The 25,756-nt window shown below is 71.1% G+C and carries 25 protein-coding genes; 14 read left to right on the forward strand and 11 right to left on the reverse strand.

Annotated elements, in window-relative coordinates; translation table 11 throughout:
- Window positions 1–10: 10 nt before the first annotated feature.
- Window positions 11–502: a carboxymuconolactone decarboxylase family protein gene (locus tag B5557_RS33810; RefSeq protein ID WP_079665147.1), complete on the forward strand. Its 492-nt coding sequence runs from the start codon at window positions 11–13 to the stop codon at window positions 500–502.
- A gap of 111 nt (window positions 503–613) precedes the next feature.
- Here B5557_RS33810 and B5557_RS33815 read toward each other — a convergent pair whose 3' ends face one another.
- From B5557_RS33815 to B5557_RS33825, 3 genes are all read right to left on the reverse strand, one after another.
- A complete protein-coding gene (locus B5557_RS33815; protein ID WP_079665148.1) occupies window positions 614–2,101 on the reverse strand; it encodes a glutamate synthase subunit beta in 1,488 nt (495 codons plus the stop codon).
- A gap of 164 nt (window positions 2,102–2,265) precedes the next feature.
- Entirely contained in the window at window positions 2,266–2,745 is a 480-nt protein-coding gene (locus B5557_RS33820; protein ID WP_079663029.1) for an anthrone oxygenase family protein, read from the reverse strand.
- A 56-nt stretch (window positions 2,746–2,801) separates the two neighbouring features.
- Window positions 2,802–3,602, reverse strand: a complete 801-nt coding sequence (locus B5557_RS33825; protein ID WP_197697267.1) for a DUF2293 domain-containing protein — start codon at window positions 3,600–3,602, stop codon at window positions 2,802–2,804.
- Window positions 3,603–3,747: 145 nt separating this feature from the next.
- Between B5557_RS33825 and B5557_RS33830 the strand changes: the two genes are divergently transcribed.
- The 3 genes from B5557_RS33830 to B5557_RS33840 all read left to right on the forward strand — a co-directional run bounded on the left by B5557_RS33830 (window position 3,748) and on the right by B5557_RS33840 (window position 5,448).
- Window positions 3,748–4,389: a uridine kinase gene (locus tag B5557_RS33830; protein WP_173877762.1), complete on the forward strand. Its 642-nt coding sequence runs from the start codon at window positions 3,748–3,750 to the stop codon at window positions 4,387–4,389.
- 55 nt (window positions 4,390–4,444) lie between these two features.
- A complete protein-coding gene (locus B5557_RS33835; RefSeq protein ID WP_079663030.1) occupies window positions 4,445–4,909 on the forward strand; it encodes a PPOX class F420-dependent oxidoreductase in 465 nt (154 codons plus the stop codon).
- Window positions 4,910–5,013: 104 nt separating this feature from the next.
- Complete coding sequence (locus B5557_RS33840) at window positions 5,014–5,448, forward strand: CBS domain-containing protein (RefSeq protein WP_079663031.1); 435 nt, start codon at window positions 5,014–5,016, stop codon at window positions 5,446–5,448.
- 37 nt (window positions 5,449–5,485) lie between these two features.
- Here B5557_RS33840 and B5557_RS33845 read toward each other — a convergent pair whose 3' ends face one another.
- Window positions 5,486–6,613: a magnesium and cobalt transport protein CorA gene (locus tag B5557_RS33845; RefSeq protein ID WP_079663032.1), complete on the reverse strand. Its 1,128-nt coding sequence runs from the start codon at window positions 6,611–6,613 to the stop codon at window positions 5,486–5,488.
- Between the two features lie 256 nt (window positions 6,614–6,869).
- On the opposite strand from B5557_RS33845, the gene B5557_RS33850 reads away from it, so the two are divergent.
- Window positions 6,870–7,664, forward strand: a complete 795-nt coding sequence (locus B5557_RS33850; protein WP_079663033.1) for a methyltransferase — start codon at window positions 6,870–6,872, stop codon at window positions 7,662–7,664.
- 601 nt (window positions 7,665–8,265) lie between these two features.
- Here the strand turns inward: B5557_RS33850 and B5557_RS33855 are convergent.
- Both B5557_RS33855 and B5557_RS33860 read right to left on the reverse strand, forming a co-directional pair.
- The gene (locus B5557_RS33855; RefSeq protein WP_079663034.1) at window positions 8,266–9,360 is read right to left on the reverse strand and encodes a carbohydrate kinase family protein; all 1,095 of its coding nucleotides are present in this window, start codon (window positions 9,358–9,360) and stop codon (window positions 8,266–8,268) included.
- Entirely contained in the window at window positions 9,357–10,265 is a 909-nt protein-coding gene (locus B5557_RS33860; RefSeq protein WP_079663035.1) for a pseudouridine-5'-phosphate glycosidase, read from the reverse strand. The genes B5557_RS33855 and B5557_RS33860 overlap by 4 nt, the downstream gene beginning before the upstream one ends.
- A gap of 104 nt (window positions 10,266–10,369) precedes the next feature.
- On the opposite strand from B5557_RS33860, the gene B5557_RS33865 reads away from it, so the two are divergent.
- Window positions 10,370–10,798: a VOC family protein gene (locus B5557_RS33865; RefSeq protein WP_173877763.1), complete on the forward strand. Its 429-nt coding sequence runs from the start codon at window positions 10,370–10,372 to the stop codon at window positions 10,796–10,798.
- Window positions 10,799–10,814: 16 nt separating this feature from the next.
- Here the strand turns inward: B5557_RS33865 and B5557_RS33870 are convergent, their stop codons facing one another.
- On the reverse strand, window positions 10,815–12,089 hold the full coding sequence (locus B5557_RS33870) for an MFS transporter (protein WP_079663037.1): 1,275 nt from the start codon (window positions 12,087–12,089) through the stop codon (window positions 10,815–10,817).
- Window positions 12,090–12,232: 143 nt separating this feature from the next.
- The gene (locus B5557_RS33875) at window positions 12,233–12,787 is read right to left on the reverse strand and encodes a methylated-DNA--[protein]-cysteine S-methyltransferase (RefSeq protein ID WP_079663038.1); all 555 of its coding nucleotides are present in this window, start codon (window positions 12,785–12,787) and stop codon (window positions 12,233–12,235) included.
- 464 nt (window positions 12,788–13,251) lie between these two features.
- Between B5557_RS33875 and B5557_RS33880 the strand changes: the two genes are divergently transcribed.
- The 7 genes from B5557_RS33880 (at window position 13,252) to B5557_RS33910 (ending at window position 22,022) form a co-directional block, all read left to right on the forward strand.
- The gene (locus B5557_RS33880) at window positions 13,252–14,118 is read left to right on the forward strand and encodes an MHYT domain-containing protein (RefSeq protein WP_079663039.1); all 867 of its coding nucleotides are present in this window, start codon (window positions 13,252–13,254) and stop codon (window positions 14,116–14,118) included.
- 84 nt (window positions 14,119–14,202) lie between these two features.
- Window positions 14,203–16,347 (forward strand): excinuclease ABC subunit UvrB, encoded by a 2,145-nt coding sequence (gene uvrB / locus B5557_RS33885; RefSeq protein ID WP_079663040.1) that lies wholly within the window; start codon window positions 14,203–14,205, stop codon window positions 16,345–16,347.
- Between the two features lie 161 nt (window positions 16,348–16,508).
- Entirely contained in the window at window positions 16,509–17,087 is a 579-nt protein-coding gene (locus B5557_RS33890) for a TerD family protein (RefSeq protein WP_079663041.1), read from the forward strand.
- 58 nt (window positions 17,088–17,145) lie between these two features.
- On the forward strand, window positions 17,146–19,182 hold the full coding sequence (locus B5557_RS33895) for a TerD family protein (protein ID WP_079663042.1): 2,037 nt from the start codon (window positions 17,146–17,148) through the stop codon (window positions 19,180–19,182).
- Between the two features lie 223 nt (window positions 19,183–19,405).
- A complete protein-coding gene (locus B5557_RS33900; RefSeq protein ID WP_099937591.1) occupies window positions 19,406–20,407 on the forward strand; it encodes a TerC/Alx family metal homeostasis membrane protein in 1,002 nt (333 codons plus the stop codon).
- Between the two features lie 126 nt (window positions 20,408–20,533).
- Window positions 20,534–20,848, forward strand: coding sequence for a hypothetical protein (locus B5557_RS33905; RefSeq protein WP_079663043.1), 315 nt, complete (start codon window positions 20,534–20,536; stop codon window positions 20,846–20,848).
- A gap of 73 nt (window positions 20,849–20,921) precedes the next feature.
- On the forward strand, window positions 20,922–22,022 hold the full coding sequence (locus B5557_RS33910; protein ID WP_079663044.1) for a calcium:proton antiporter: 1,101 nt from the start codon (window positions 20,922–20,924) through the stop codon (window positions 22,020–22,022).
- Here the strand turns inward: B5557_RS33910 and B5557_RS33915 are convergent.
- Window positions 22,012–23,316 carry an MFS transporter gene (locus tag B5557_RS33915; protein ID WP_231976118.1) on the reverse strand — a complete coding sequence of 435 codons (1,305 nt, stop codon included), beginning with the start codon at window positions 23,314–23,316 and terminating at the stop codon, window positions 22,012–22,014. The two genes, B5557_RS33910 and B5557_RS33915, sit on opposite strands and share 11 nt — an antisense overlap.
- A 62-nt stretch (window positions 23,317–23,378) precedes the next feature.
- Window positions 23,379–24,425: a S66 family peptidase gene (locus B5557_RS33920; RefSeq protein WP_099938239.1), complete on the reverse strand. Its 1,047-nt coding sequence runs from the start codon at window positions 24,423–24,425 to the stop codon at window positions 23,379–23,381.
- 98 nt (window positions 24,426–24,523) lie between these two features.
- Here B5557_RS33920 and aroQ point away from each other — a divergent pair, with 98 nt between their 5' ends.
- On the forward strand, window positions 24,524–24,997 hold the full coding sequence (gene aroQ / locus B5557_RS33925) for a type II 3-dehydroquinate dehydratase (RefSeq protein WP_079663046.1): 474 nt from the start codon (window positions 24,524–24,526) through the stop codon (window positions 24,995–24,997).
- Between the two features lie 25 nt (window positions 24,998–25,022).
- Here the strand turns inward: aroQ and B5557_RS33930 are convergent, their stop codons facing one another.
- Window positions 25,023–25,751 (reverse strand): amino acid ABC transporter ATP-binding protein, encoded by a 729-nt coding sequence (locus B5557_RS33930; RefSeq protein WP_079665152.1) that lies wholly within the window; start codon window positions 25,749–25,751, stop codon window positions 25,023–25,025.
- Window positions 25,752–25,756 lie beyond the last annotated feature (5 nt).

Below are 25,756 nucleotides of genomic sequence, written 5' to 3' on the forward strand. Positions count from 1 at the left end.
GAGTACGACCATGAACACGGCGACGAACAGCGCGACTCACACGCCGGCGAACTCGACTCGCCTCGACTTCGGGAAGAGCGCCCCCAAGGCGTTCCGCGCCCTCATCGGCTTCGACGCCGCAGCCCGCGAGGGCCTCGACCCCGCCCTGGTCGAACTGATCCAGATCCGCTCCTCGCACCTCAACCACTGCGCGTACTGCCTCCACATGCACACGAACGACGCCCGCAAGGCCGGCGAGAGCGAGGACCGCCTGCACATGGTCGCGGTCTGGCGCGAGGCCCGTCACTTCTTCACGGAGAAGGAACAGGCGGCCCTGGCTCTGACGGAAGCGGTCACACTGGTGCCCGACGGCGGCGTCCCCGACGACGTCTACACCGAGGCCGCCGCCCGCTTCGACGAGCGGGAGCTCGCCCAGGTACTCGCCCTCATCTGCACGATCAACACCTGGAACCGGGTGGCCCTGGCGACGGCCAAAGTGGCGGGGACGGACGAACGCCGCTGAACGGCACTCCCCGCGGCGCGCTCCCTCGATGCGGCGGCCACTCGAGCGAAGCCGAGAGTGGGGGAGGGTGTGCCATTCCCCGCGTCTGCGGCATGATCCGCCGGACAGGCCCTATACGTTCATCGGCCGGTCGTACGGCCCGATGGGCGTCGGCAGCCGGGAGCTCCCCGTCAGATGGCGGTCGACGGCCGCCGCCACCGCCCGCCCCTCCGCGATGGCCCACACGATCAGCGACTGGCCGCGCGCCGCGTCCCCCGCGGCGAACACGCCGGGGACGTTCGTCGCGAAGCCGCCGTCCCGCGCGATCGTGCCGCGCGGCTCCAGCATCAGCCCCAGCTGCTCGACGAGCCCGTCCTCCCGGTCGGGCCCGGAGAAGCCGAGGGCGAGCAGCACGAGGTCGGCGGGGAGCGCCCGAGCGGTGCCCTCCACCGGCCTGCGCCGCGCATCGACCTCGACGAGGTGCAGCGACCGCACATGCCCGCTCTCGTCGCCGGTGAAACGGAGCGTGGACGCCGCGAACAGTCGCGCGTCCGCGTCCGCCGCCGGCGCGGACTCCAGGTCACGCGCCTCCTCGTGCGCCGCCGAGAGCCGATAGATCTTCGGATACGTCGGCCAGGGGTCGACATCCTCGTCACGATCCGCGCCGGGCTGCGCGTAGATGTCCAACTGGGTCACGGACGCGGCGCCCTCGCGCACCGCCGTGCCCAGACAGTCGGCCCCCGTGTCGCCCCCGCCGACGATGACGACGTCCTTTCCGGCGGCGGACATCGGGGACGCCTCCAGATCGCCCTCGCACACCCGGTTGGCCAGCGGCAGGTACTCCATCGCCTGCTGGATGCCGGTCAACTCCCGCCCTGGGACGTGCAGTTCCCGCCACTCGGTCGCCCCGGTGGCGATCACCACGGCGTCGTAGCGCGCCCGCAGGTCGGCCGCCATGACATCGCGCCCGATCGTCGTCGACGTACGGAACTTGGTGCCCTCCGCCCGCATCTGCTCGATCCGCCGCTCGAGGTGATGCTTCTCCATCTTGAACGCGGGGATGCCGTACCGCATGAGCCCGCCGATCCGGTCATCCTTCTCGTAGACGGCGACCGTGTGCCCGGCCCGGGTCAACTGCTGGGCCGCGGCCAGCCCGGTGGGCCCGGAACCGATCACCGCCACCGTCTTCCCCGACAGCCGGTCCGGCGGCCTCGGCGGTGTGAAACCGTCCGCCCAGGCCCGGTCGGCGATGGCGGCCTCGACGTTCTTGATGGTGACGGCCGGCTGGTTGATGGCGAGGACGCACCCGGCTTCGCACGGCGCCGGACACAACCGGCCCGTGAACTCGGGGAAGTTGTTCGTCGCGTGCAGCCGGTCGCTCGCCGCCCGCCAGTCCTCCCGCGACACCAGATCGTTCCACTCGGGAATCAGATTGCCGAGCGGACAGGCCTCGTGGCAGAACGGTATGCCGCAGTCCATACAGCGGTCGGCCTGCTTGCTGATCAGGGGCAGCAACGCCCCGGGGACGTACACCTCGTCCCAGTCCCGGACCCGCTCCTCGACCGGCCGGCGCGGCCAGTCCTGGCGGGGTGTGGTCATGAATCCCTTGGGATCGGCCATGGGCGTCTTCCTCGCGTACGCGTACAGCAGGCCGAGCGTCATCGGGCGGCACTCTTTCGGCCACGATACGTCCCGTCGGGCACCCGCGCAGAGTGGCGGACAGCGCTTTCTCCGATGTTCTTCCGTGTTTCTGCGCGTTCTCCCGCGTTCCTTCTTGATCTTCCTCAGACCAGGGCCAGGACATACACGACCGCCGACGCCGCCGACGCGACGGCACGCACGTGGTTCCACCTCGTCCACTCGCGCACATAGGTCGGCCAGTACCTGACGGCCTCCGGTGTGCCCGGTTCCAGCTTCATCAGCGCCTCGTTGCGGGGCACGTTCGCCATCACGGTCACCCCGAACACACCGCACAAGTACAGCCCGCTGCCCAGCAGCAGATGAACCGTTCCGTCGTCCGGCAACAGCACGAACGTCACCACGGCGATCACCGCGCACAGCGCCGCGGAGCCGAGGAACAGCACCATGAACGCCGGCGTCAGCGCCGAGGCGTTGATCGCGTTCATCGCGGCGACGCCCTGCGCGGGCGGCAGCGCGGCGAGCCCCCGCATCACCAGCACCGAGAACGCACAGAAAACCCCGGCCATCAGCCCCGTCACCAGAGCGCCCAGCATCGCGAGCACCAGATACGGCCCATCGATCATGACAACGTCAACTCCCACCCGTCGAGCGGAGATCTTGCCCCGTCCGGTTCGTCACCTCAAGTGAAACCTTGTTCATGATCGTGACCATGGACGAAACGGCCGGTGACGCGGCTTACTGGGTGTGGCCTAGGGGGGCGGGCCCCCTCCCCCCTCCCCTCCCCGCCCTCCCCACCCGCCCCGCCCCACTCCCGCAGTCGCCCCTCCACCTCGCCCGTGATCCGCCGGCGGGCCTCGTGTCGGGGCATGCCGCTCATCAGGAGCCGGTCGTACGGCGTGTCCAGATGCCGTACGGACGCCACGACCGCGGAGACGACCGCGCCCTCGGACAACGCCCGCCCGGCGGCGCTGCGCCCCACCCGGCCACTGCCCCGCAGCGAGGCGTGTGCCGCGATCCCCCGCGCCCGCTCTGCCGGGCAGCCCGGAAACAGCCGCAGGATCTCCGCCGCGAACGTCTCCGCGAACTGCTCGTCCTGCGCCGCCCGCCGCCGCGCGTCCCGCACCCGGCGCCGCCGCCGGGCCTCGGCGTCCGCCAGGCATCGTTCCTCGGCCCGCGCGAGCGCCGCCTCCTCGACGAGGACGCCCTGCCGCTCGTACCGTCCCTTGCGCCGGTTGAACCGGACGACCACCGCTGAGAGCCCGCTCTCCTCCCGCGACCTGCGCGTCAGCGCCGTGTCCCCGCGCGGCAGGAACACCAGATGCCCCAGATCGGCACAGTCGAGGCAGCGCTGCGCGGTGTCCTCCAGGACCAGCATCGGCTGCGGCCCGCGACGACACCCGGCGCAGTGCTTCCGACGTAGCGGCTGGATGACGAGAAGCCCGGTACGGGGTGCGGGAGTTGTGAGGGATGCGCTTGCCATGGGGGCTTCATTCCCCCTGGTGGGCGCGGTGGCACCTGGTCAACGAGGCATGTGCTCGTTACGACGGGAACCCTCCCCTCGTCGAGCTGCCCGCAGCCCGTGGGCCCCGCGGGGCCGAGGCGTCCAGGTTGGTGGCTGGCGCATCATGGGCCGTGTGCGACTCGAAGCGATCACCTGGGAACGGCTCGGCGACCTCCTTGCCGAGCGGCTGCTCGATCTGAAGCCGGACGACGGCAGTCCATGGCGGCGCGTCGCCTTCGACGGCGCGCCGGCGGCCCGCCCCGGAGATCTCGCCGAGCGCGTCGCCGAGGCCCTGCGCACCCGCGGACGTCCTTCCCGTGTCGTGGACACGCACGGCTTCCTGCGCCCCGCGTCTCTCCGTCTGGAGTACGGCCATCACGACGTGGAGGCCTATTACGACGGCTGGTTCGACACCAGCGCTCTGTGGCGCGAGGTGTTCAATCCTCTCGAACCCGACGGCGACGGACGGATCCTGCCCGATCTCCGGGACCCTGTCACGGACCGCGCGACCCGCAGTTCCTACGTCCAACTCCCGCCCGCTGGCTTCCTGTTGCTGCATGGTCCTCTCCTGCTGCGCCACTGGTTCCCCTTCGACCTGTCCGTGCACGTCCTCCTCTCCCCGGCGGCCCTGCGTCGCCGTACCGCCGAAGCCGACCAATGGACGCTGCCCGCCTTCGAGCGCTATGCGCAGGAGACCGATCCGGCCGCCACGGCGGATGTCCTCGTCCGTGCGGACGATCCTCGTCATCCGGCGTGGGGTGGCTGAATCGCGGATCGACGAACCGCTTTTAAATGCACGTGCATGTAAGTAGTCTGACGTCATGACGATCTCCGCAAGCACTGCCGCACCCTCCGCCGCTCATTCCGCCGCCGCCTCCGTCCCCACCGTCTCTTCGGTCTCGTTCAGTGACTCTGTTCGTGCTCTCCTCGACGGCAGGAACTTCGCCGCCGTGGCCACCCTCGGCCCGGACGGCGCCCCGCAGAACTCGGTGGTCTGGATCAAACGCGAGGGCGACACCGTCCTCTTCTCCTCCACCGACGGGCGCCAGAAGGTGCGCAACCTCCGTCGTGACGCCCGTATCAGCATCTCGGTCTTCGACCTCGCGAATCCGTACACCTCGGTCGAGATCCGTGGCACCGCCGAGATCCTCCCGGACCCCGACAAGCGGCTCCCGCACGAGCTCTCGCACAAGTACCTCGGCGTCGACCCGCCTGCCGAGAAGGACGACGAGGTACGCCTGATCATCCGCGTCGTCCCGCAGCGAGTCCTTGGCTTCTCGGCCTGAGGAGTTCCAGGTGCGGGCCCATGGCGGCGCGGCGAGAATATGGGGTGCCGGGACTAGCGGTGCCGCCCGCGCCGCGCCGGCCGTCCGGCACCGGGAGGTACCTCATGACCACCGCCGGAGACATCATGCACCGCGGCGCCCAGTGGATCCCCGCCGACGAGACCCTCGACCGCGCCGCCCAGTTGATGCGCGAACTGAACGTGGGGGCGCTGCCCATCAGCGACGAGAACGAGCGACTCTGCGGCATCCTCACCGACCGGGACATCGTCGTCGGCTGCGTGGCCATGGGACACGACCCCGCACAGGTCACCGCAGGGGAGATGGCCCAGGGCACACCGCGCTGGATCGACGCGGGAGCCGACGTCGGCGAGGTGCTCCAGGAGATGAAGGGCCACCAGATCCGCCGGTTGCCCGTCATCGAGAACAAGCGCCTCGTGGGCATGATCAGCGAGGCTGACCTCACCCGGCACCTCACCGAGGACCAACTCGCCGCCTGGGCGGAGAGCGTCTACGCCAGGACCGGACCTGCCCGGCACTGACCACTGCGCCCGCCGTCGCCCCGACGGAACCGGCCGCTCAGAGCCAGCCGTTGCGCCGGAAGCCGCGGTACAGGACCCAGCAGGCGACGGATATCACGCTCATGACCAGCGGATAGCCGAACCTCCAGCGCAGTTCCGGCATGTTGTCGAAGTTCATGCCGTACACCCCGCAGACCATCGTCGGCACGGCGATCACCGCGGCCCAGGCCGTGATCTTCCGCATGTCCTCGTTCTGTGCCACCGTGACCTGTGCCAGATGCGCCTGCAGGATCGAGTTGAGCAGCTCGTCGAAGGCGGCGATCTGCTCCGTGGCCCGCAGCAGGTGGTCGGAGACGTCCCGGAAGTAGGCCTGTATCTCCGGATCGATCACCCGGACCGGCCGGTCCGCGAGGTCCAGCAGCGGACGGCCCAGCGGCACCACCGCCCGCTTCAGCTCCAGGAGTTCACGCTTGAGCTGATAGATGCGCCCCGGGTCGGTCCGCGCGCCGTCCTCCGCGAACACGTCCGTCTCGACCTGGTCTATGTCGGCCTGCACCGCGTCGATGACGTTCAGGTAGTCGTCGACGACGTGGTCGGCGATCGCGTGCAACACCGCCGAAGGCCCCTTGCCGAGCTGCCTCGGATCGGCCTCCAGCTCCTCGCGCAGCGGGCCGAGCGAACCATGCCGTCCGTGCCGCACCGTGATCACGAAGTCCGGGCCGACGAACACCATGATCTCGCCGGTGTTGACCACCTCGCTGGTCGCCGTGAGCTCCTCGTGCTCGACGTAGCAGACCGTCTTGAACACGGCGAACAGCGTCTCGCCGTACCGCTCGACCTTCGGCCGCTGATGTGCCTCGACCGCGTCCTCGACCGCCAGCGGATGCAGGTCGAAGAGCTCGGCGATGCCCGCGAACTCCTCGTTCGTCGGCTCGTGCAGGCCCAGCCACACGAAACCGTGACCGCTCTTGCGCACCCGCTCCACGGTGTCGACCAGATCACCGCCGCGCGGGGCCCGCACGCCGTCCCGGTACGTCACGCAGTTCACCACCGACGAACCCAGCGGGGATCGCGCGGGGTGACTCAGGTCGACCCGCGGGCGCCGCCGGGCCAACCGCGCCACCCTGCGCAGACCGCCGACCCTTCCGAGGCCGGTGACCTTCCGCAGATTCCCTGCCATGGTCATCTGGGACTCCTTGCGTGGATCTCCTCGCGCCGCATTCCTGCGCCCTGGCGAGCCAGTCTGCCAGGCCCGCGTATGCCGTGGGTAAGCCTGTGGAAACGACAGGTTCCGCTTTGTTCCCGCCTGTGGACAACGGGACTTCCCACTGCTCACGAGAGCGACGGCCGTCCTTTCCCGTCACGGGTTCCCGACTTCCGCGCTCCTGATCCCGGCCGCGTCGACCACCTCCGGCACGCCGGACAACTGGGATGATCGCCGCATGACGCGATCCGACGGGTACCTCCTCGACAACCGGCAGCCCGAGGCGGGGGAACGCTTCGACGCCTTCGCCGCCCTCTTCGACGCCACGACGTTCCGCCACCTCGAAGGACTGGGGATCGGACCCGGCTGGCGGTGCTGGGAGGCCGGCGCCGGCGGCTCCTCCGTGGTGTCCTGGCTGGCGAAGAAGGTCGGCCCGACGGGCAAGGTCCTCGCGACCGACATCGACACCTCCCGGCTGGCGTCGGTCGCCCGCCCGCCGGTCGAGGTACGCGTCCACGACCTCGGCGCCGAGGAGCCGCCGATGGAGGGCTTCGACCTGGTGCACGCCAGGCTCGTCCTGGTCCATGTGCCGGACCGGGACCGGGCGATGCGCTCGATGGTCAAGGCCCTGCGCCCCGGCGGACGGCTCCTGATCGAGGACGCCGACCCTGCCCTGCAACCCCTGCTCTGCCCCGACGAGCACGGCCCCGAACAGCAGCTCGCGAACCGTCTGCGACACGGCTTCCGCCAGCTCCTCGCCGGCCGGGGCGCCGACCTCTCCTACGGTCGCAAGCTCCCGCGTCTGCTCCGCGAGGCCGGGTTGCGCCGGGTCGAGGCCGACGCCTACTTCCCCGTCACCTCCCCCGCCTGTGCCGCGCTGGAGTCCGCGACGGTCCGACAGATCCGCGACGAGCTCGTTCGGGCGGGCCTCGCGACCGACGAGGACATCGACCGGCACCTGGCGAACGTCGCCGCCGGCGGCATGGACCTGGCCACCGCACCGATGATCTCCGCATGGGGCCGAAAGGCCTAGCAACCCACCCGCCGAACCCCGAGACGCCGAACTCCGGCCCGTCCCCTCGCCGAACTCCGGCCCGTCCCTTCGCCGAACTCCGGCCCGTCCCTTCGCCGAACTCCGGCCCGCCCGCCGAACGCACTCCGGCCCCCGCCGAACGTCATCCCGGCCTTCAGACGAACTCCGGCCCGGCCCCCGGCGAACCTTGTCCTGGCACCCTCTCGCGGCGAACTCCGTGCCGCCGTCCCGCCGAACCCCGGCCCTGGGACTTTTCCCGGGCCCAGCCCTCGCCGAATTCCGGTGCGGCCTCCGGCGAACCTTGCCCGGGTACCCTCCCCAGCACCCCCGGCGAACTCCGGTTCCGGCGTCCCGCCGGACCTCGGTCCCGGCGTCCCTTCGGGGCTGCCCTGCCCGGAACCCCCCTTGAACCCCGCCCGGTCCCCTTACCCACCCCCCGTCGGACCTGGGCCCCGTCCCCGCCGGGAATCGCGTCCGTACCCCGAGCCGGGCCGGGGCCCTACCCCGTGCCGGGGCCCTACCCCGTGCCGGGGCCCGTGCTGGGTTTCTGCCGCGCGGCCCGTCGCGTCTGATGGGTCGGGACTTGCGCGTTCAGGTGGTCTCAGCCGGTGTGGGCCGGGGCAGTCGGCGACGTCGTTCCGCGGTGCGGGGCGGGTGGTCTGCCGCCCACATGTTGCACCGCCCGGGCCCCCGCTCGGCAGCCCTCTGCCGCCGCGGCCCCGGTGTCGGCGCCGGCCAACAGCGCGGCGAGGAACGCTCCCGTGAAGGCGTCGCCGGCGCCCGTGGTGTCGCGGGGGGTCGCCGGAGCGGCGGGTACGCGGGCGAACACGGCGCCGTTCCTGGCCACCAGCGCACCGTCCGCCCCCTGCTTGGACACCACCAGCGGGACCTGACGGCTCAGCTCTGCCGCCGCGGCCGCCGCATCGGCCAGCCCGGTGAGCAGACGGGCCTCGTCACGGCTGGGCAGCAGCACGTCCACACCCTCGACGAGGGACAGGAAACGGTCGGCGCCCAGATCCACCAGGAAGCCCGCCGACGCCGGATCGAGGCTCACCGGCACCCCCCGCGCGCGTGCCGACGCCAACGCCGTACGCACCAGGGCGCGCCCGGACTCCGAGAACAGCAGGTATCCCGACAGGTGCAGTCGGCCGACGCCGTCCAGAAGGGCTTCCGACCAGTCGTCGGGGTCGAGCCGCAGGGCCGCGCCGCTGTCGGTGAGGAACGTCCGCTCGCCCGCGGCGTCCGTGTCGACCAGGCAGATCACCGTCCCCGTGGCCGCCTGCGGATCGACGACGAGCCGGGGTCGTACCCCGCAGGCGGTCAGTTCCCGTTCGTGCCAGGCCGCAGACTCCGCTCCCACCCGGCCGAGGAGCCGTACGTCCGCACACCCCCAGTGCGCCGCCCAGCACGCCACGTTGGCACCCGCGCCGCCGGGCAGGGTCCGGATCAGGGACGCCGTGTCGGTCCCCGAGGCCAGCGGTCCCCGATGCCGGGCGACGACGTCCGTCACGACGTCCCCGACGACCAGCAGCGCCTCACGCCCCGGATCCGCAGGCGCGGCGGAGCCGGACGGCGGGTCCGCACCGGGCCCTGGCACCCGTCCCCGCCCACCGCCAACGCCACTGCCACCGCCACTGCCACCGCGATCGCCACCGTGGCCGCGATTGTGCTCCGCGCCGTCCGGTTGTCCGGTCATGCCTCTGCCCACGCCGCCGCGATCCGCGCCGCCAGCCGCACATTGCCGCGCACCGCCGCCAGATTGGCGCTCAGAGACGCCCCGTCGGTGTGCCGGACCAGGTAGTCGAGCAGGAACGGAGTGACACCCTGGCCGGTGACGCCGGCCTCCTCGCACGCGTGCAGCGCGTCGGCGAGCACGCGCGTGTGCAGCTCGGGATCCAGCTGCTCCTCCTCGGGAACCGGATTGGCGACGATCAGCGCCGACTGCGGTGCTCCGAGCGCGTCCTGAGCCCGCATCACCTCGGCCACCTGCTGCGGGGTCTCCAGCGTCCAGTCCACGGGTTGACCCGAGTCCGACAGATAGAACCCCGGGAAGCGGTCGGTGCCGTACCCGGCGACGGCGACGCCCAGCGTCTCCAGCCGCTGCAGGGTCGCCGGCACATCCAGGATCGACTTCACCCCTGCGCACACGACCGTGATCCGTGTACTCGCCAGCAGCCCCAGGTCCGCCGACTCGTCCTGGGTGACCGTCCACTCCCGGTGCACCCCGCCGAGCCCGCCCGTCGCGAACACCCGTACGCCCGCCAGCGTCGCCAGGAGCGCCGTCGCCGACACCGTGGTCGCCCCGCTCGCCCCGGAGGCCACCGCGAGCGGCAGGTCGCGATGGCCCAGCTTGCGGAACCCGTCCTCGTTGGCGACCCGCTCCAGCTGCTCCTTGTCCAGGCCCACATGGGGCCGTCCGTCCAACACGGCGATCGTCGCCGGGACGCCGCCCTGCGCGCGTACGACCGCCTCCAGCTCCAGCGCCACCTGCAGGTTGCGCGGGCGGGGCAGCCCGTGCGAGATGATCGTGGACTCCAGGGCCACCACGGGTCGACGCGCGTCGACCGCGTCCCGCACCTCTTCCGACACCACCAGCACCACGCGCCCGCCTCCTGTCCGTCCGTCGACTCTCCCCTCATCTCTGGCGGGCGGCACGTCGGGTCAAACCCTTGCGGCCTGTGGGGGAGGACACCAGCCTGGGAAGCATGACGGACAACACGACACGTCTGGACCACGTCGTCCTGTGGGTGCGCGACCCCATCGCCGCCGCCGGCTTCTACGAGAAGACCGTCGGCCTGGAGCCGGTCCGGCTCCCCGAGTTCGCCGCCGGCAAGGAACCGTTTCCCTCCGTACGCGTCAACGAGGAGGCTCTCCTCGACCTCATGCCCGTGTCCATGGCGGAGCGCATGAAAATGCTCCCCGGCGCCGCCGACAGCGCGGGGTGCCCGGTGAACCACGTCTGCCTCGCCCTGCCCCGGGGCCACTTCGACGCCCTCCGCGCCCGCCTGGAGGAGCGCGCCGTTCCCGTCTCGGACGTCTCGCACGGCTCCTTCGGCGCCCGCGGCGAGGCCACGCGCAGCTTCTACTTCCGCGACCCGGACGGCAACGTCATCGAGGCACGGCACTACGACTGAGGTGGACCCGGCGGAGCTACTTCCGGCTCCGGGTGAACAACAGCAGGGCGGTCAGCGGGAGCAGCAGACCGGCCGCGGCGGCGTTGAGCCACGCGTAGCTCGCCTGCGCGACCACGAGCCCGGCGATCGCTCCGCCGATCCCCGCCGAGGTGTTCATGGTGAGGTCGGAGAACCCCTGGGCGGCGGCCCGCGCGGAAGACGGCACCGCGTCCGTGAGCAGCGCGGAACCGGACACGAGCCCGGCCGACCAGCCCACACCGAGGACGAAGAGACCGACGGCGGTCTGGCCGTGGCTGTCGCCGGCCGTCCCCGCCAGGAACACGGCGAGGGCGATCAGTCCGGCCGCGAGCCCTGTCACCGAGAGGCGCCCCACCCGGTCCGCCAGTCGCCCCATCAACGGCGCGAACGCGTACATGCCCGCGATGTGCCCGCTCATGACCAGCCCGATCAGATCGATGCCCGCCCCGTGGCGGGTGAGGTCGACGGGGGTCATCGACATGACGGAGACCATCGCCGTGTGCGACACGGCCACCGTCACGAGCGCGAGCCGGGCGCGCGGCGAGGCGGCGACGGCCGCCAGACCGGCCCGCAGGGAACGAGCTGCGGGGGAGCGCTCCTCCTCCGGCGCGAGCGCGCGGGCCGTCAGCAGCGGGTCGGGGCGCAGCAGCACGGCCACCACGGCCGCCGCCAGGACGAAGATTCCGGCCGCCCACAGGAAGGGGCCCGCCGCCGCGGGTATCCCGAGCCCGGCAACGCTCCGGCCGGCGGGCGCGGCGATGTTCGGGCCGACGACCGCACCGACAGTGGTCGCCCACACCACGGTCGAGATGGCGCGGGCGCGCCGATGCGGCTCGGCCAGGTCGGCGGCGGCGAACCGGGCCTGAAGGTTGGCCGAGGAGGCCGCGCCGAACGCGGCCATGCCGCACAGCAGCAGCGGGAAACTTCCGATCCGTGCTGCCGCCACGACGACGCCGGCGCCCAGGGCGCCCACCAGATAGGCCAGCACCAGCCCCGGCCGACGCCCGCGCGCGGTCATCAGGGCGGCCATCGGTATCGACAGCACGGCGGTGCCGGCGACGGTCGCGGTGGGCGCGAGCCCGGACAGCGCCTCGCGGCCACTGACCTGCCGGGCCAGTACGGCGGCCAGCGCGATGCCGGTGGCGACGCCGAGCCCGCCGAGGATCTGGCTCGTGACCAGCACCGCCGTCGTACGACGGCGCAGGGCGGGCAGCAGATCGGCGTCGACGGGCGCAGCGGCGGCGCGCTCGACGGCCGTCACGGTGCGCGCCATATCGCCGCATGGCCGTGGTGATCGGTGAGAAGTGTGGTCACCGGCGCAGTCTCCCCCCTGCCGTCCGCCCCGCCCAGATCTCGGAATGCCTCGGACCGCCTCGGCCCCACCTCGGGACCGCTCGACCCGTTTCGGTACGCCCCTCAGAACAGCGGTTCTGGCAGGACCCCTTCCAGAGCGAGCAGTTTCCGTTTGGTCTCCAGACCGCCGCCGAACCCGCCGATGCCGCCGTCGCTCTCCACGACCCGGTGGCAGGGCACCACGACCGGCAGAGGGTTGGACCCCATCGCCACCCCCACCGCCTGCGCGGCCCTCGGCTGTCCCACCCGCTTGGCCAGATCGCCGTAGCCCACGACCGCGCCGTACGGGACGCCGGAGGCGAGTTCGCGCAGCACCTGCCGGTTGAAGCCCGAGATCAGGGACCAGTCCAAGGGCAGCTCGAAGTCGCGCCGGTCACCCGCGAAGTAGGCCTCGACCTGTCGTATCGCCTCGGCCAGCAGCGGGGAGTCGGGCGCCTCGACGGGTTCCGTGCCCAGTCGGCCCGCCAGCCGGTCGAGGGCCTTGTCGCGCACCGCGTCGGTGGCGTGGAACACGACGTTGAGCAGACCCTCGCGGGTCGCGGCCAGCAACAGCGGACCGATGTCGGTGCCGACGACGGTCCACACGACCTGCTGCTCGTACTGCCCATGGCTGTCCATGCGCCCACGGTAAGGCCTGCCACTGACAACGCCCCGGGACCGCCGGACGGGCACCCGTCCACGTCAGTACCAGTACAGTGCCCGCCGCTCCACCCGGTCGACGTACGCCTTCGGCGTCACAGCAGGAGGGCGGCGGTGCTCAGGTCCACGGCGGTGGTCGTGGCGGCACCTACGCGCGCCTGCATGCGTGCTCCTCGCATCGGGAGATCACATACAGCTCAACTCCTGACAGCGGACGGTAAAAGGCGAGGGAGCGTCAGGGGTGCAGGATGACCACAGAATGAAAGGAGACGCTTGGGGCCGCTCACTGGTGCCGCACATGTGGGGCAAGGGCGTGTTTCTTTGCCGGAAAATCGTTCGACCATTCCGGTGGCAGTCATACTCTCTCTCAGCCTTGACCGCGCTCAGCGGTCCTGAGAGGGGCGTTCGGGGAAATCCACCAACAGGGCGAAGGGCAACCGCGCATGCAAGGCTCGGTCGACGGTTTCAGCTACGGACTCGTCACACCGCTGGTGGCCTTCCTCATGGCCTGCCTCGGTGGTGCTCTCGGTCTGCGCTGCACCACCAGAGCCCTGCTCGTCGCCCACTCCTGGCGCCCCGGCTGGCTCGCCCTCGGCTCGGCGGCGATCGGCTCGGGCATCTGGACCATGCACTTCATCGCGATGATCGGCTTCACGGTCGAAGGCGCCCCGATCCACTACGACAAACCGATGACCTACGCCAGCCTGGGCGTCGCCGTCCTCATGGTGGGCGTCGGGATCTTCATCGTCGGTTACAGGGGTGCGACCGGAACCGCGCTGTTCACGGGGGGCACCATCACCGGCCTGGGCATCGCGTCGATGCACTACCTGGGCATGGCCGGGATGCGCTTCAACGGCACCTTCGAGTACAACACGCTCACCGTGGCGGCCTCCGTCGCCATAGCCATGGCCGCCGCCACCGCCGCCCTGTGGGCCGCGGGGCAGGTCAGGGGGTTCCTGTGGAGCGTGGGCGCCAGCCTCGTCATGGGCTTGGCCGTCACCGGCATGCATTACACCGGCATGGCCGCCCTGAGTGTCCATCTGCACACCACCGAGGCCCCGGCCGCGGGAGACTCGGCCGCCGCCCTCCTCGCGCCGATGCTGATCGGGCCCCTGGCCTTCCTCTGTCTCGCGGGCATTGTCGTGATGTTCGACCCGCTGATGGTCATGGGCAAGCCCGACTGGACCCCCGCCGAGCACAAACCCGGCGTCCCGGCGCATCGGTCGGCCTCGTACTCGTCGCGCCGCCCCCAGCTCCGCGGCCGCCGGAAGGTGGCGCACCCCGAGTCCCGGACCCCGCAGAACCGCTGAGGCCCGCCGCGCGGCCTCGCCGCTCGCCCCCGCGAAGTCCCTGATCGGACCCCGTTGTCAGTGGGGGGTCGTACGGTGGATGACATGCGGCCCGTTTCCCACATCGAACGCACGGTGGCGCCTTTCGAGGTCGTCAGCCCCTACCAGCCAAGCGGCGACCAGCCGACGGCCATCGCCGAGCTGGCCAAGCGCATCGAGGCAGGTGAGAAGGACGTCGTCCTGCTCGGCGCGACCGGCACCGGAAAGTCCGCGACCACCGCGTGGATGATCGAGAAGCTCCAGCGGCCCACCCTGGTGATGGCGCCGAACAAGACCCTGGCCGCCCAGCTGGCGAACGAGTTCCGCGAACTGCTGCCGAACAACGCGGTCGAATACTTCGTCTCGTACTACGACTACTACCAGCCCGAGGCGTACGTCCCGCAGTCGGACACCTACATCGAGAAGGACTCCTCGATCAACGAGGAGGTCGAGCGGCTGCGCCACTCCGCGACCAACTCGCTGCTCACCCGTCGTGACGTCGTCGTGGTCGCCTCGGTCTCCTGCATCTACGGCCTCGGCACCCCGCAGGAGTACGTGGACCGGATGGTCCCTCTCCGGGTCGGCGACGAACTCGACCGGGACGAGCTGCTGCGCCGCTTCGTCGACATCCAGTACACGCGCAACGACCTGGCCTTCACCCGCGGCACCTTCCGGGTGCGCGGCGACACCATCGAGATCTTCCCGGTCTACGAGGAGCTCGCCGTCCGCATCGAGATGTTCGGCGACGAGATCGAGGCCCTGTCCACGCTGCACCCGCTCACCGGCGAGATCATCAGCGACGACCAGCAGCTGTACGTCTTCCCGGCCTCCCACTACGTCGCGGGACCCGAGCGCCTGGAGCGGGCGGCCAACGACATCGAGAAGGAGCTCGGCGAGCGCCTGGCCGAGCTGGAGAAGCAGGGCAAGCTCCTGGAGGCCCAGCGGCTGCGGATGCGCACCACGTACGACCTGGAGATGCTCCGCCAGATCGGCTCCTGCTCCGGCGTGGAGAACTACTCGATGCACTTCGACGGCCGCTCGCCCGGCTCCCCGCCGAACACCCTGCTCGACTACTTCCCGGACGACTTCCTGCTCGTCATCGACGAGTCCCATGTCACCGTCCCGCAGATCGGCGCCATGTACGAGGGCGACGCCTCCCGTAAGCGCACCCTCGTCGACCACGGCTTCCGGCTGCCCTCGGCGCTCGACAACCGTCCCCTGAAGTGGGAGGAGTTCCAGGAGCGCATCGGGCAGACGGTCTATCTGTCGGCGACGCCCGGCAAGTACGAGCTCTCGCGCGGGGACGGCGTCGTGGAGCAGATCATCCGCCCCACCGGCCTCATCGACCCGGAGGTCGTCGTCAAGCCCACCGAGGGTCAGATCGACGACCTGGTGCACGAGATCCGCGGCCGAGTCGAGAAGGACGAACGCGTCCTGGTCACCACGCTCACCAAGAAGATGGCCGAGGACCTCACCGACTACTTCCTGGAACTCGGCATCCAGGTGCGCTACCTGCACAGCGACGTCGACACGCTGCGCCGTATCGAGCTGCTGCGCGAGCTGCGCGCCGGCGAGTTCGACGTGCTGGTCGGCATCAACCTGCTGCGTGAGGGCCTCGACCTGCCCGAGGTGTCCCTGGTGGCGATCCTCGACGCCGACAAGGAGGGCTTCCTGCGCTCCGGCACCTCGCTGATCCAGACCATCGGCCGAGCGGCGCGCAACGTCTCCGGTCAGGTCCATATGTACGCCGACAAGATCACCCCGGGCATGGAGCGGGCCATCGAGGAGACCAACCGCCGCCGGGAGAAGCAGGTCGCCTACAACACGGCGCACGGCATCGACCCGCAGCCGCTCCGCAAGAAGATCAACGACATCGTCGCCCAGATCTCCCGCGAGGAGGTCGACACCGAGCAGCTGCTCGGCTCGGGTTATCGCGCGAAGAAGGACGGCCGGGGCACCAAGGCTCCGGTGCCGTCCCTCGGCGACAAGGCGGCCAGGGGCGCGAAGGCCAAGGCGGCCAAGGGCAAGGCGAAGGAGACGGTGCCGACCGACCGTCCCGCCGCCGAACTCGCCGGGCAGATCGAGGAGATGACGGAACGGATGCGGGCCGCTGCCGCGGACCTGCAGTTCGAGGTCGCCGCCCGGATCCGCGACGAGGTCTCCGAGATGAAGAAGGAACTGCGCCAGATGAGGGAGGCGGGTCTGGCCTGACGGACCCGTGCGGTCGCTGTGCCCGGGCCACGCACGCGCTGTGTTGCAAGACCGACACAAAGTGCGGGCCTGGGTACGGCAGTGTCAGTGCCTTTGCGTAGGGTTTCCGTCAACCGCGGGGTCCGCGGCAACAGGGGACAGTCCGAGAGGGGAATCAGCGCGTGACCGTCAACATGACCAAGGGTCAGGCCATCAGTCTGCAGAAGAACGACGGGGGCAGCCTGACTGCGGTGCGCATGGGTCTCGGCTGGCAGGCGGCCCCGCGGCGCGGCCTGTTCGGCTCCCGGACCAGGGAGATCGACCTCGACGCCTCCGCGGTTCTGTTCGCTGACAAGCAGCCGGTCGACGTCGTCTTCTTCCGTCACCTGGTGAGTGACGACGGCTCCGTCCGTCACACCGGTGACAACCTCGTCGGCGGTGTCGGCCAGGGCGGCGACGACGAGGCGATCCTGGTCGACCTCGCGCGCGTGCCGGTCCACATCGACCAGATCATCTTCACCGTCAACTCCTTCACCGGGCAGACGTTCCAGGAAGTGCAGAACGCCTTCTGCCGTCTGGTCGACGAGACCAACGGCCAGGAACTCGCGCGCTACACGCTCGCCGGCGGCGGCGCCTACACCGCCCAGATCATGGCGAAGGTGCACCGCGTGGGCGGTGGCTGGAACATGACGGCCCTGGGCACGCCGGCCAACGGCCGCACCTTCCAGGACCTGATGCCCGCGATCCTGCCGGCGCTGTAGGAAGCCCGGGCGAGCGGCACACCACAACATCACACGCGACGCAGGGGGACGACAGGCGATGACGGCCGAGCTGGTGCGGGGGCAGAACCACCCGCTCTCCCAGGTCCGGCTCGAGATCCGGGTCTCGGCCGGCCGGCCGGTCGTGGCGGCTGCCACGCTCGGCGACGAGAACGGCAGGGTTCACGGCGTCGAATGGGTGGCCCACCCGGGCGTACCCACGCTGCCCGGCCTGGAGGTCTCCCGGCAGGCGGCCGCCGACCACCGCCTCGCGGTGGACCTGGACGCCATGCCGGCGGCCGTGCACCGCGTCGCCGTCCTGCTCGCGTTGCCGACCGGCGTCGGCGGGCCGGTCAGCTTCGGCTCCGTCGCGGCCCCCTTCGTCGCGGTCACCGGCCTCGACGGCACGGAGGTCGCCACCTTCACCCTCACCGGCCTGGACGCGGAGTCGGCGGTCGTCGCGCTGGAGCTGTACCGGAGGCAGGGCGCCTGGAAGGTGCGCGCCGTCGGCCAGGGCTACGCGGGCGGCCTCGCCGAACTCCTCACCGACCAGGGCCTGCCACAGGCGCAGCGGCTCGCGGCCGGTATCAACGACGCCGTCGCCCAGGGCCTGGCCCGCTCGGTGTCGGCCCCGCCGCGGACGGCCGACGGCGACCGCTCCCGGCAGGCCGCCGCCTCCGCGCTCGGCCCCGACCAGAGCGGCTCGCCGTACGGCGCTCAGGACACCCAGGGCGCCCAGAGCACCCAGGGCGCCACCGGCCCGTACGGTCCGGCCCAGGACCCGCAGGGTCCCTCGGGCCCGGGCCACCCGGCGGGGACCCCGCCGATGGACCCCGCGGCCACCCAGCCGACGCCGTCGGTGGCGCCGGCCGGCGGCGGTCCGATCGACTACAGCCACCCGCGCCGGCAGAACGCGGCGCCGCCCCCGCCTCCGCCCACCGCGCCCCCGGCCCAGCCGGGACAGGCCGCCCGGCCCGTCGCGGGTGACGCGACCGGCTGGTCCATGGAGGAGCGGCTCTACAACCAGGTCTGGGGCATGTTCGAGGACCTGGCCCGCACGATGGCCGCCTACCGCAGCGCCGTCGACTTCGCCGACGCACGAATGGAGAAGGAGCTCGACCAGGTCCTGTCCGACCCGCGCAGCAGGATCGGCGGCCAGGGCGACGCCGCCCGCGAGGCGGCGCAGGCCAGGTACGCCCAGCTCGTCGGCCAGGCCCGGGAGGCCCTGGAGCGGGATCTCGTCCAGCTCGGCGCCGAGGCAGACGTCGTCGAACCGGCGCTGCCCGCCGCGTACGCGCGCTGGGACAACCCCGTCTGGCAGGCCTACCGGGTGCCCATGGAGATGCCCATGGCACTGCGCCTGGGCGACCTCCAGCTGCCCGAGAGTGACCCGCTGCGCATTCCCATGCTGGTGCGGCTCCCGCTGGAGCGCGGCCTGTGGATCGACAGCGGGGCGTCGGCCTTGTCCGACGGGGGGTTCGCCGACTCCCACGAACTGCGGCGCCTCGCCATGGAGTCGGCCGTGGCGCACACCGCCCGGCTGCTGGCGGCGCACCCGGCGGGCGAGTTCAGCGTGCACGTGATCGACCCGGCCGGTTCGGGCGCCCGGGAACTGGCGCCGCTGGTGCACAGCGGGGTGCTCGCGGAGCCGCCCGCGGCGGGCGCGGCAGGCGTCGCGGCGGTCCTGGGCCGGCTCACCGAGCGTGTCGACCTGGTGCAGATGGCGGTGCGCGCCGGTGCGGCCGACTCGCTTCCGCCCGGGTTCGACACCGCCCAGCAGCTCCTGGTCGTCAACGACTTCCCGCACGGCTTCGACGACCGCGCCGTGAACCAGCTGCGCTACCTCGCGGACGAGGGGCCCGCCGTCGGCGTCCATCTGATGATGGTCGCCGACCGGGAGGACGCCGACGGTTACGGTCCGTTGCTGGACCCGCTGTGGCGTGGGCTGCTGCGGCTGACGCCCGTGCCCGACGACCACCTCGCCGATCCCTGGGTGGGGCATGCCTGGACGTATGAACCGGCTCTCGTGCCGCCCGGCAGCCAGGTGCTCCAGCAGGTTCTCGGCCAGGTGGCGGCGGCTCGTACCAAGTACTCGTAAAGAGCTCCCACCTGGGGACTTGGCATTTCTTTTGCCAATCGCTTTACCTTTTCTTGGTGGTTAAGGTACTGTTTTCCCTACGGAGGGGAGTACTCCCTGCTGCGGCGTACCCGTCAATACGGATCAGGCCTGATCCCGGGGCGTCGGCCCGTCCTCGGGTGGAAGAGACCTCCGGCAGCGCGACGACGCTGATCACCTGCCGTTACGTACTGCCGGAGGCGCAGTGGATGTTTCCCTGACCCTGTGGGTCCTGACCATCGTGGGCCTGGCGGCCCTCATCGCGGTCGACTTCTTCATCGGCCGCAAACCGCACGACGTGTCGATCAAGGAAGCGGGGATCTGGACAGTCGTCTGGATCGCCCTGGCCGGGCTCTTCGGGCTCGGACTGCTGGTCTTCGGCGGCGGCGAGCCCGCCGGCGAGTTCTTCGCGGGCTTCATCACCGAGAAGTCGCTGAGCGTCGACAACCTCTTCGTCTTCGTCCTGATCATGGCGAAGTTCGCGGTCCCCTCGCAGTACCAGCAGCGGGTCCTGCTCGTCGGCGTCCTCATAGCCCTGGTACTGCGGGCGATCTTCATCGCCGCGGGCGCGGCCATCCTCGCCAGCTTCGCGTGGGTGTTCTACATCTTCGGCGCCTTCCTCATCTGGACCGCCTGGAAGCTCATCCAGGAGGCCCGCACCGACGAGGAGGACGAGGAGTTCGAGGAGAACAAGCTGCTCAAGGCCGCCGAGCGCCGCTTCGGCGTCGCCGACCGCTACCACGGCACGAAGCTGTGGATCGAGCAGAACGGCAAGCGGGTCATGACCCCGATGCTGGTCGTGATGCTCGCCATCGGTACCACCGACGTGCTCTTCGCGCTCGACTCCATCCCGGCGATCTTCGGCCTGACGCAGGACCCGTACATCGTGTTCACTGCCAACGCGTTCGCGCTGATGGGTCTTCGGCAGCTGTACTTCCTCATCGGCGGCCTGCTGAAGAAGCTGGTCCACCTCAGCTACGGCCTGTCGGTCATCCTCGGCTTCATCGGCGTGAAGCTGGTGCTGCACGCGCTGCACGAGTCCGGGGTCCACGTCCCGGAGATCAGCATCCCGGTCTCGCTCGGCGTCATCTGCTCCGTCCTGATCATCACCACGATCACCAGCCTGCGCGCCTCGAAGAAGCAGGCGGCGGCCGAGGCGGCGCAGACGGCGAGCGAAGGCGCTCCGAAGGACAGCATCGGCGCCTGACCACGCACGACGTAGGAACAACCACCCCCGGGAGCGGTGCGCGGCGAATTGCCGACCACCGCTCCCGGTGCTTCCTTGGGAACTGGGCGTTTCCAACGGGGGACGCCCGATCCGGGTGGAGGCACCATGAGCGCACCGCAGCGGTTCGTCCAGATCATCGACTTCGAGACCGACCGCATCGACGAGATGCGGGCACTGGCCGAGGAAGGGGACCAACGCCTCACGGGTCGGCCCGACGGCCCGGCCCGCCGCCTCGTCCTCAAGGACAGGAACCGGCCCAACCGCTACCTCGCGGTGATCGAGTTCGACTCCTACGAGGAGGCCATGCGCAACAGCGAAGACCCGGCCACGGGCAAGTTCGCGGAGCAGATGGCCGCGCTGTGCACCCGGCCCCCGTCCTTCACCGACTGCGACGTCCAGGACACCACCGAGCTCGGGTAACGGCCGCCGCACGGATCGCAGGGGCCGTACGGGCCGGAATGCGAAGCCCGTACGGCTCTGCCACGATCGCTGCATGATCGCTCGGCTCAGGTCGGTCACGACCCGGTGGACGTCCCTCGTGCCGGCGCTGGCGGTCGTCCTGCTCGCCCTGACCTGGGGGCGCGACCTGCCCGGCGCAATCGTCGCAGTCGTGACGCTGGTTCTCGCCGGTGCCGTACTGGCCGCCGTGCACCACGCGGAGGTCGTCGCCCACCGGGTCGGCGAACCCTTCGGCTCCCTCGTCCTCGCGGTCGCCGTGACGATCATCGAGGTCGCCCTGATCGTCACGCTGATGGTGGACGGCGGCGACAAGAGCGCGACGCTGGCCAGGGACACCGTCTTCGCGGCCGTGATGATCACCTGCAACGGCATCGTCGGCCTGTGCCTCCTGGTCGCCTCCCTGCGCCACGGCACGGCGATCTTCAACCCGGAGGGCACGGGCGCCGCCCTGGCGACCGTGGCGACCCTGGCCACGCTCAGCCTCGTCCTGCCGACGTTCACCACCAGCAGACCGGGCCCGGAGTTCTCCGGCGTCCAGCTCACCTTCGCCGCACTGTCCTCGCTGATCCTCTACGGCCTGTTCGTGGCGACGCAGACCGTCCGGCACCGCGACTACTTCCTGCCGGTCACCCGGCAGGGAGACGTGATCACCGCGGACGACCACGCCGGTGCCCCGACCTCCAGGGCCGCCCTGATCAGCCTCGGCCTCCTTGGCCTCGCCCTGATCGGCGTGGTGGGCCTCGCCAAAGGCGTCTCGCCCACCATCGAGTCCGGAGTGGAAGCCGCCGGCCTCCACCACGCAGTCGTCGGTGTGATCATCGCCCTGCTCGTGCTGCTCCCCGAGACCATCGCGGCCCTGCGCTCCGCCCGCCGCGACCGCGTGCAGACCAGCCTCAATCTCGCGCTCGGCTCCGCGATGGCCAGCATCGGCCTCACCGTGCCCGCGGTCGCCCTGGCCTCGGTCTGGCTCTCCGGCCCGCTCGTCCTCGGCCTCGGCTCCACCCACATGGTGCTGCTCGCGCTGACCGTCGTGGTCAGCTCGCTGACGGTGGTCCCGGGGCGGGCCACGCCGCTGCAGGGCGGTGTCCACCTCGTGCTGTTCGCGGCGTACCTGGAGCTGGCGATCAATCCGTGACCGGCGCGGCGACGGCCGCCGGCACCGGCCGCGTCTCCGGCAGCAGGGCGAAACAGCCCAGGCTGAGCAGGGCGATCCCCGTCAGATACGCGCCCACACCCCACGGGACACGCCCCGAGTGCTCCGCGAGCGCCGTCGCCATGATCGGGGTGAGCGCGCCCCCGAGGACCCCGCCGAGGTTGTAGCCGACCGCCGCACCGGTGCAGCGCACACGCGGCGCGTACAGCTCCGGCAGATACGCCGCGATCACCGCGAACATCGTCACGAACGCGACCAGCGCCCCCAGGAAACCGAGGAACATCGGCAACGGCTCGCCGGTCGCGAGGAGCGCGACCATCGGGAACATCCACAGCGCGGCCGCAGCGCATCCGGCGAGGCACAACGGCCGTCGGCCGAGTCGGTCACCGAGCATCGCCATCACCGGCGTCAGCGCGCCCTTCACCACCACGGCGGCCATGATGCAGGTCAGCATGACGGTACGGCTCACCCCGAGCCGCTCCGTCGCGTACGCCAGCGACCAGGTCGTCACGGCGTAGAAGATCGCGTACCCGGCGGCGAGCGCGCCGGCGGTCAGCAGCACGAGCCGCCAGTGGTCGCGCACGACCTCGGCGAGCGGCACGCGCGCGTGGTCGTCGAGCTCCAGGAACCGCGGGCTCTCGGGCAGCGACGACCTGAGCCACAGCCCGAGCACGGCCAACGCGCCGGCCGCCCAGAACGGCACCCGCCACCCCCACTGCGCGAACTGCGCCTCGGACAGCGTCGCCGACAGGGCCAGGACCACCCCGTTGGCGAGTACGAAACCCACCGCGGGCCCGACCTGAGGGAAGCTCGACCACAGCGCGCGCCGCTCGGCGGGCGCGTGCTCCACGGCCAGCAGCACCGCGCCGCCCCACTCCCCGCCGAGCCCCAGCCCCTGCAGGAAGCGCAGCACGAGCAGCAGCAGGGGAGCGGCCACCCCGACCGTGTCGTACGTCGGCACACAGCCCACCGCGACCGTCGAGGCGCCGGTCAGCAGCAGGGAGACGACGAGGACCGGCCGGCGTCCGTGCCGGTCGCCGACATGCCCGAACAGCACCGATCCCAGTGGCCGGGCCACGAACCCCACGCCGAACGTCGCGAACGCGGCCAGCGTCCCCGCCAGCGGCGAGAACGTGGGGAAGAACAGCGGTCCCAGGACCAGCGCGGCCGCGGTCCCGTAGACGAAGAAGTCGTAGAACTCGATGGCCGTCCCGGCGAGCGAGGCGGCCGCGAGCCGCGGCATGGAAGGCGTCTTCACGGTGCGTACGTCGTGCATGCCGCGTCAACTACCCACGGTGACCGTCGGTTACGGGGGCGTACGGGAGTGGTCGGCTCTGGTCAGTACGTGACGGTGATGCGCCGGGCGGGTCCGTCGACGCGTACGAGGCCGCCGTAGGGGATGACGAGCTGGGGGTCGGTGTGGCCGAAGTCCACGTCGAAGACGATCATGGTGTCGGGAGCGTAGGCCCGCATCGCGCGCAGGACGGCCTCGCGCTGCTCGGCTGCGTAACGAGCGGCCTCCTGTGGGCTGTTGGGCTGCTGGAAGGACCAGGTCTTCGCCCGGCCCATCAGCAGCGCGGAGAAGCGCCGCAGCAGCCCGCGCTCGCCCATGTTCCGCAGGGTGTAGAAGACCTCCGTGGCGCTCGGCATGTCCTCGGAGGTCTCCAGGAGCAGCACCCCGCCGTCGTACTCGGAGAGGTCGCGTGCGATCTCCCGGTCGGCCATCAGCAGCCAGCCGACGATCTCCAGACAGCCGCCCCAACTGCGGCCCTCCACCACCCGGTCGGTGTTCTCCCAGGTCCATCCGTCGCCGGGCCGGGTCGCAGGCTCCGCGTCGAAGGTGGCCGGGTCGGCCCAGTCGCCGTTGACGTCGTTCCAGCGCTCGGCGGCCGCGAGTTCGTACTCGCCCGAGGTGAACAGCGCGGCCCGCAGGGAGTCGGCGGTCTGCAGGTGCATGGCACCGGGGCGGCCCAGCTCGCACATCACGGTCGCGCCGTGGTAGCCGACGATTCCGGTGTTGCGCAGGAAGGCGAGCAGGTTGGTGTTGTCGCTCATCCCGAAGAACGGCTTCGGGTTCGCGCGGATCAACTCCCGGTCGAGGAGCGGCAGCACGGTGATCTGGTCGTCGCCGCCGATCGACGCCATGACCGCCTTGATGTCCGGATCGGCGAACGCGGCGTGGATGTCGTCGGCACGCTCCTGCGGTGTCGAGCCCATGGTGCGGGTGGCGGGGTACTCGACCGGTTCGAGCTCGTAGTCCTTGCGCAGCCGCTCCAGGCCCAGTTCGAAGGGGCGCGGGAAGAGGCCGGGCAGGCCGGCGCCGGGTGAGACGACGGCTATGCGGTCGCCGGGGGAGGGCTTGGGCGGATACGAGATCATGGCCAGGAGAATAGGAGCCGTGGCCCGGTCCACGCATCGTGATAAACCGGGGCCCGAGCAGCGGTCACCTACGGCCGCCCCACCGCCGAACGACCGGAGGAACCGTGCCCCGCACCCTGGCCAACGCCCCGATCATGATCCTGAACGGCCCCAACCTGAACCTCCTGGGCCAGCGGCAGCCGGAGATCTACGGGTCGGACACACTCGCCGACGTCGAGGCGATGTGCGCGAAGGCGGCGGCCGCGCACGGCGGCACGATCGACTTCCGTCAGTCCAACCACGAGGGCGAGCTGATCGACTGGATCCACGAGGCGCGGCTCGACCACTGCGGCATCGTGATCAACCCGGGCGCCTACTCGCACACGTCGGTCGCGATTCTGGACGCACTCAACACCTGCGACGGTCTGCCCGTGCTGGAGGTCCACATCTCCAACATCCACCGGCGCGAGGCCTTCCGGCACCACTCGTACGTCTCGCTGCGGGCCGACGGCGTCATCGCGGGGTGCGGTGTGCAGGGGTATGTGTTCGGGGTGGAGCGGGTGGCAGCGCTGGTGGGGGCGGCGCGGGCGGAGGCGTAAGCCCCGACGCCCTGGCGCACGGTCCTTACAGGCGCCCCGCCTCCACGATCCGCCGCAGGAAGCGCTGTGTGCGCTCCTGCCGCGGGTCGCCGAAGATCTGCTCGGCCGTACCCCGCTCCAGCACGACGCCTCCGTCCAGAAAACAGACCTGGTCGGCGACCTCGCTGGCGAAGCCCATCTCGTGCGTGGCCAGCACCATGGTCATGCCGTCGCCCTTCAGGTCGCGGACGACGTTGAGGACCTCGCCGACCAGCTCCGGGTCGAGGGCCGCGGTGATCTCGTCGAGCAGCAGCAGCCGGGGACGCACGGCCAGGGCACGCACGATCGCCACACGCTGCTGCTGACCGCCGCTGAGCCGGTCGGGGTACTCGCCCGCCTTCCCGGCCAGCCCGAGCCGCTCCAGGAGCCCCCTGGCGTGTTCCTCGGCCTGCGCGCGGGCGACGCCGTGCACGCGGCGCGGAGCGAGCGTGATGTTCTCCAGCACCGTCATGTGCGGGAACAGGTTGTACGCCTGGAAGACCACGCCGATCCGGCGCCGCACCGCGTCCTGGTCGACGCGCGGATCGGTGATCTCCTCGCCGTCCAGCCAGATCGCGCCGTCGTCGATGTCCTCCAGCAGGTTGGCGCAGCGCAGCAGCGTGGACTTGCCGGAGCCGGAGGCGCCGATCAGGGCCGTCACCGTGTGCGGGGCGACCTCCAGGTCGACGTCCCGCAGGACGACGGAGCCGCCGAAGGTCTTGCGGACGGACTCCATCCGCA

The organism is Streptomyces sp. 3214.6 (genome assembly GCF_900129855.1).
Taxonomy (GTDB): Bacteria; Actinomycetota; Actinomycetes; order Streptomycetales; family Streptomycetaceae; genus Streptomyces; species Streptomyces soliscabiei.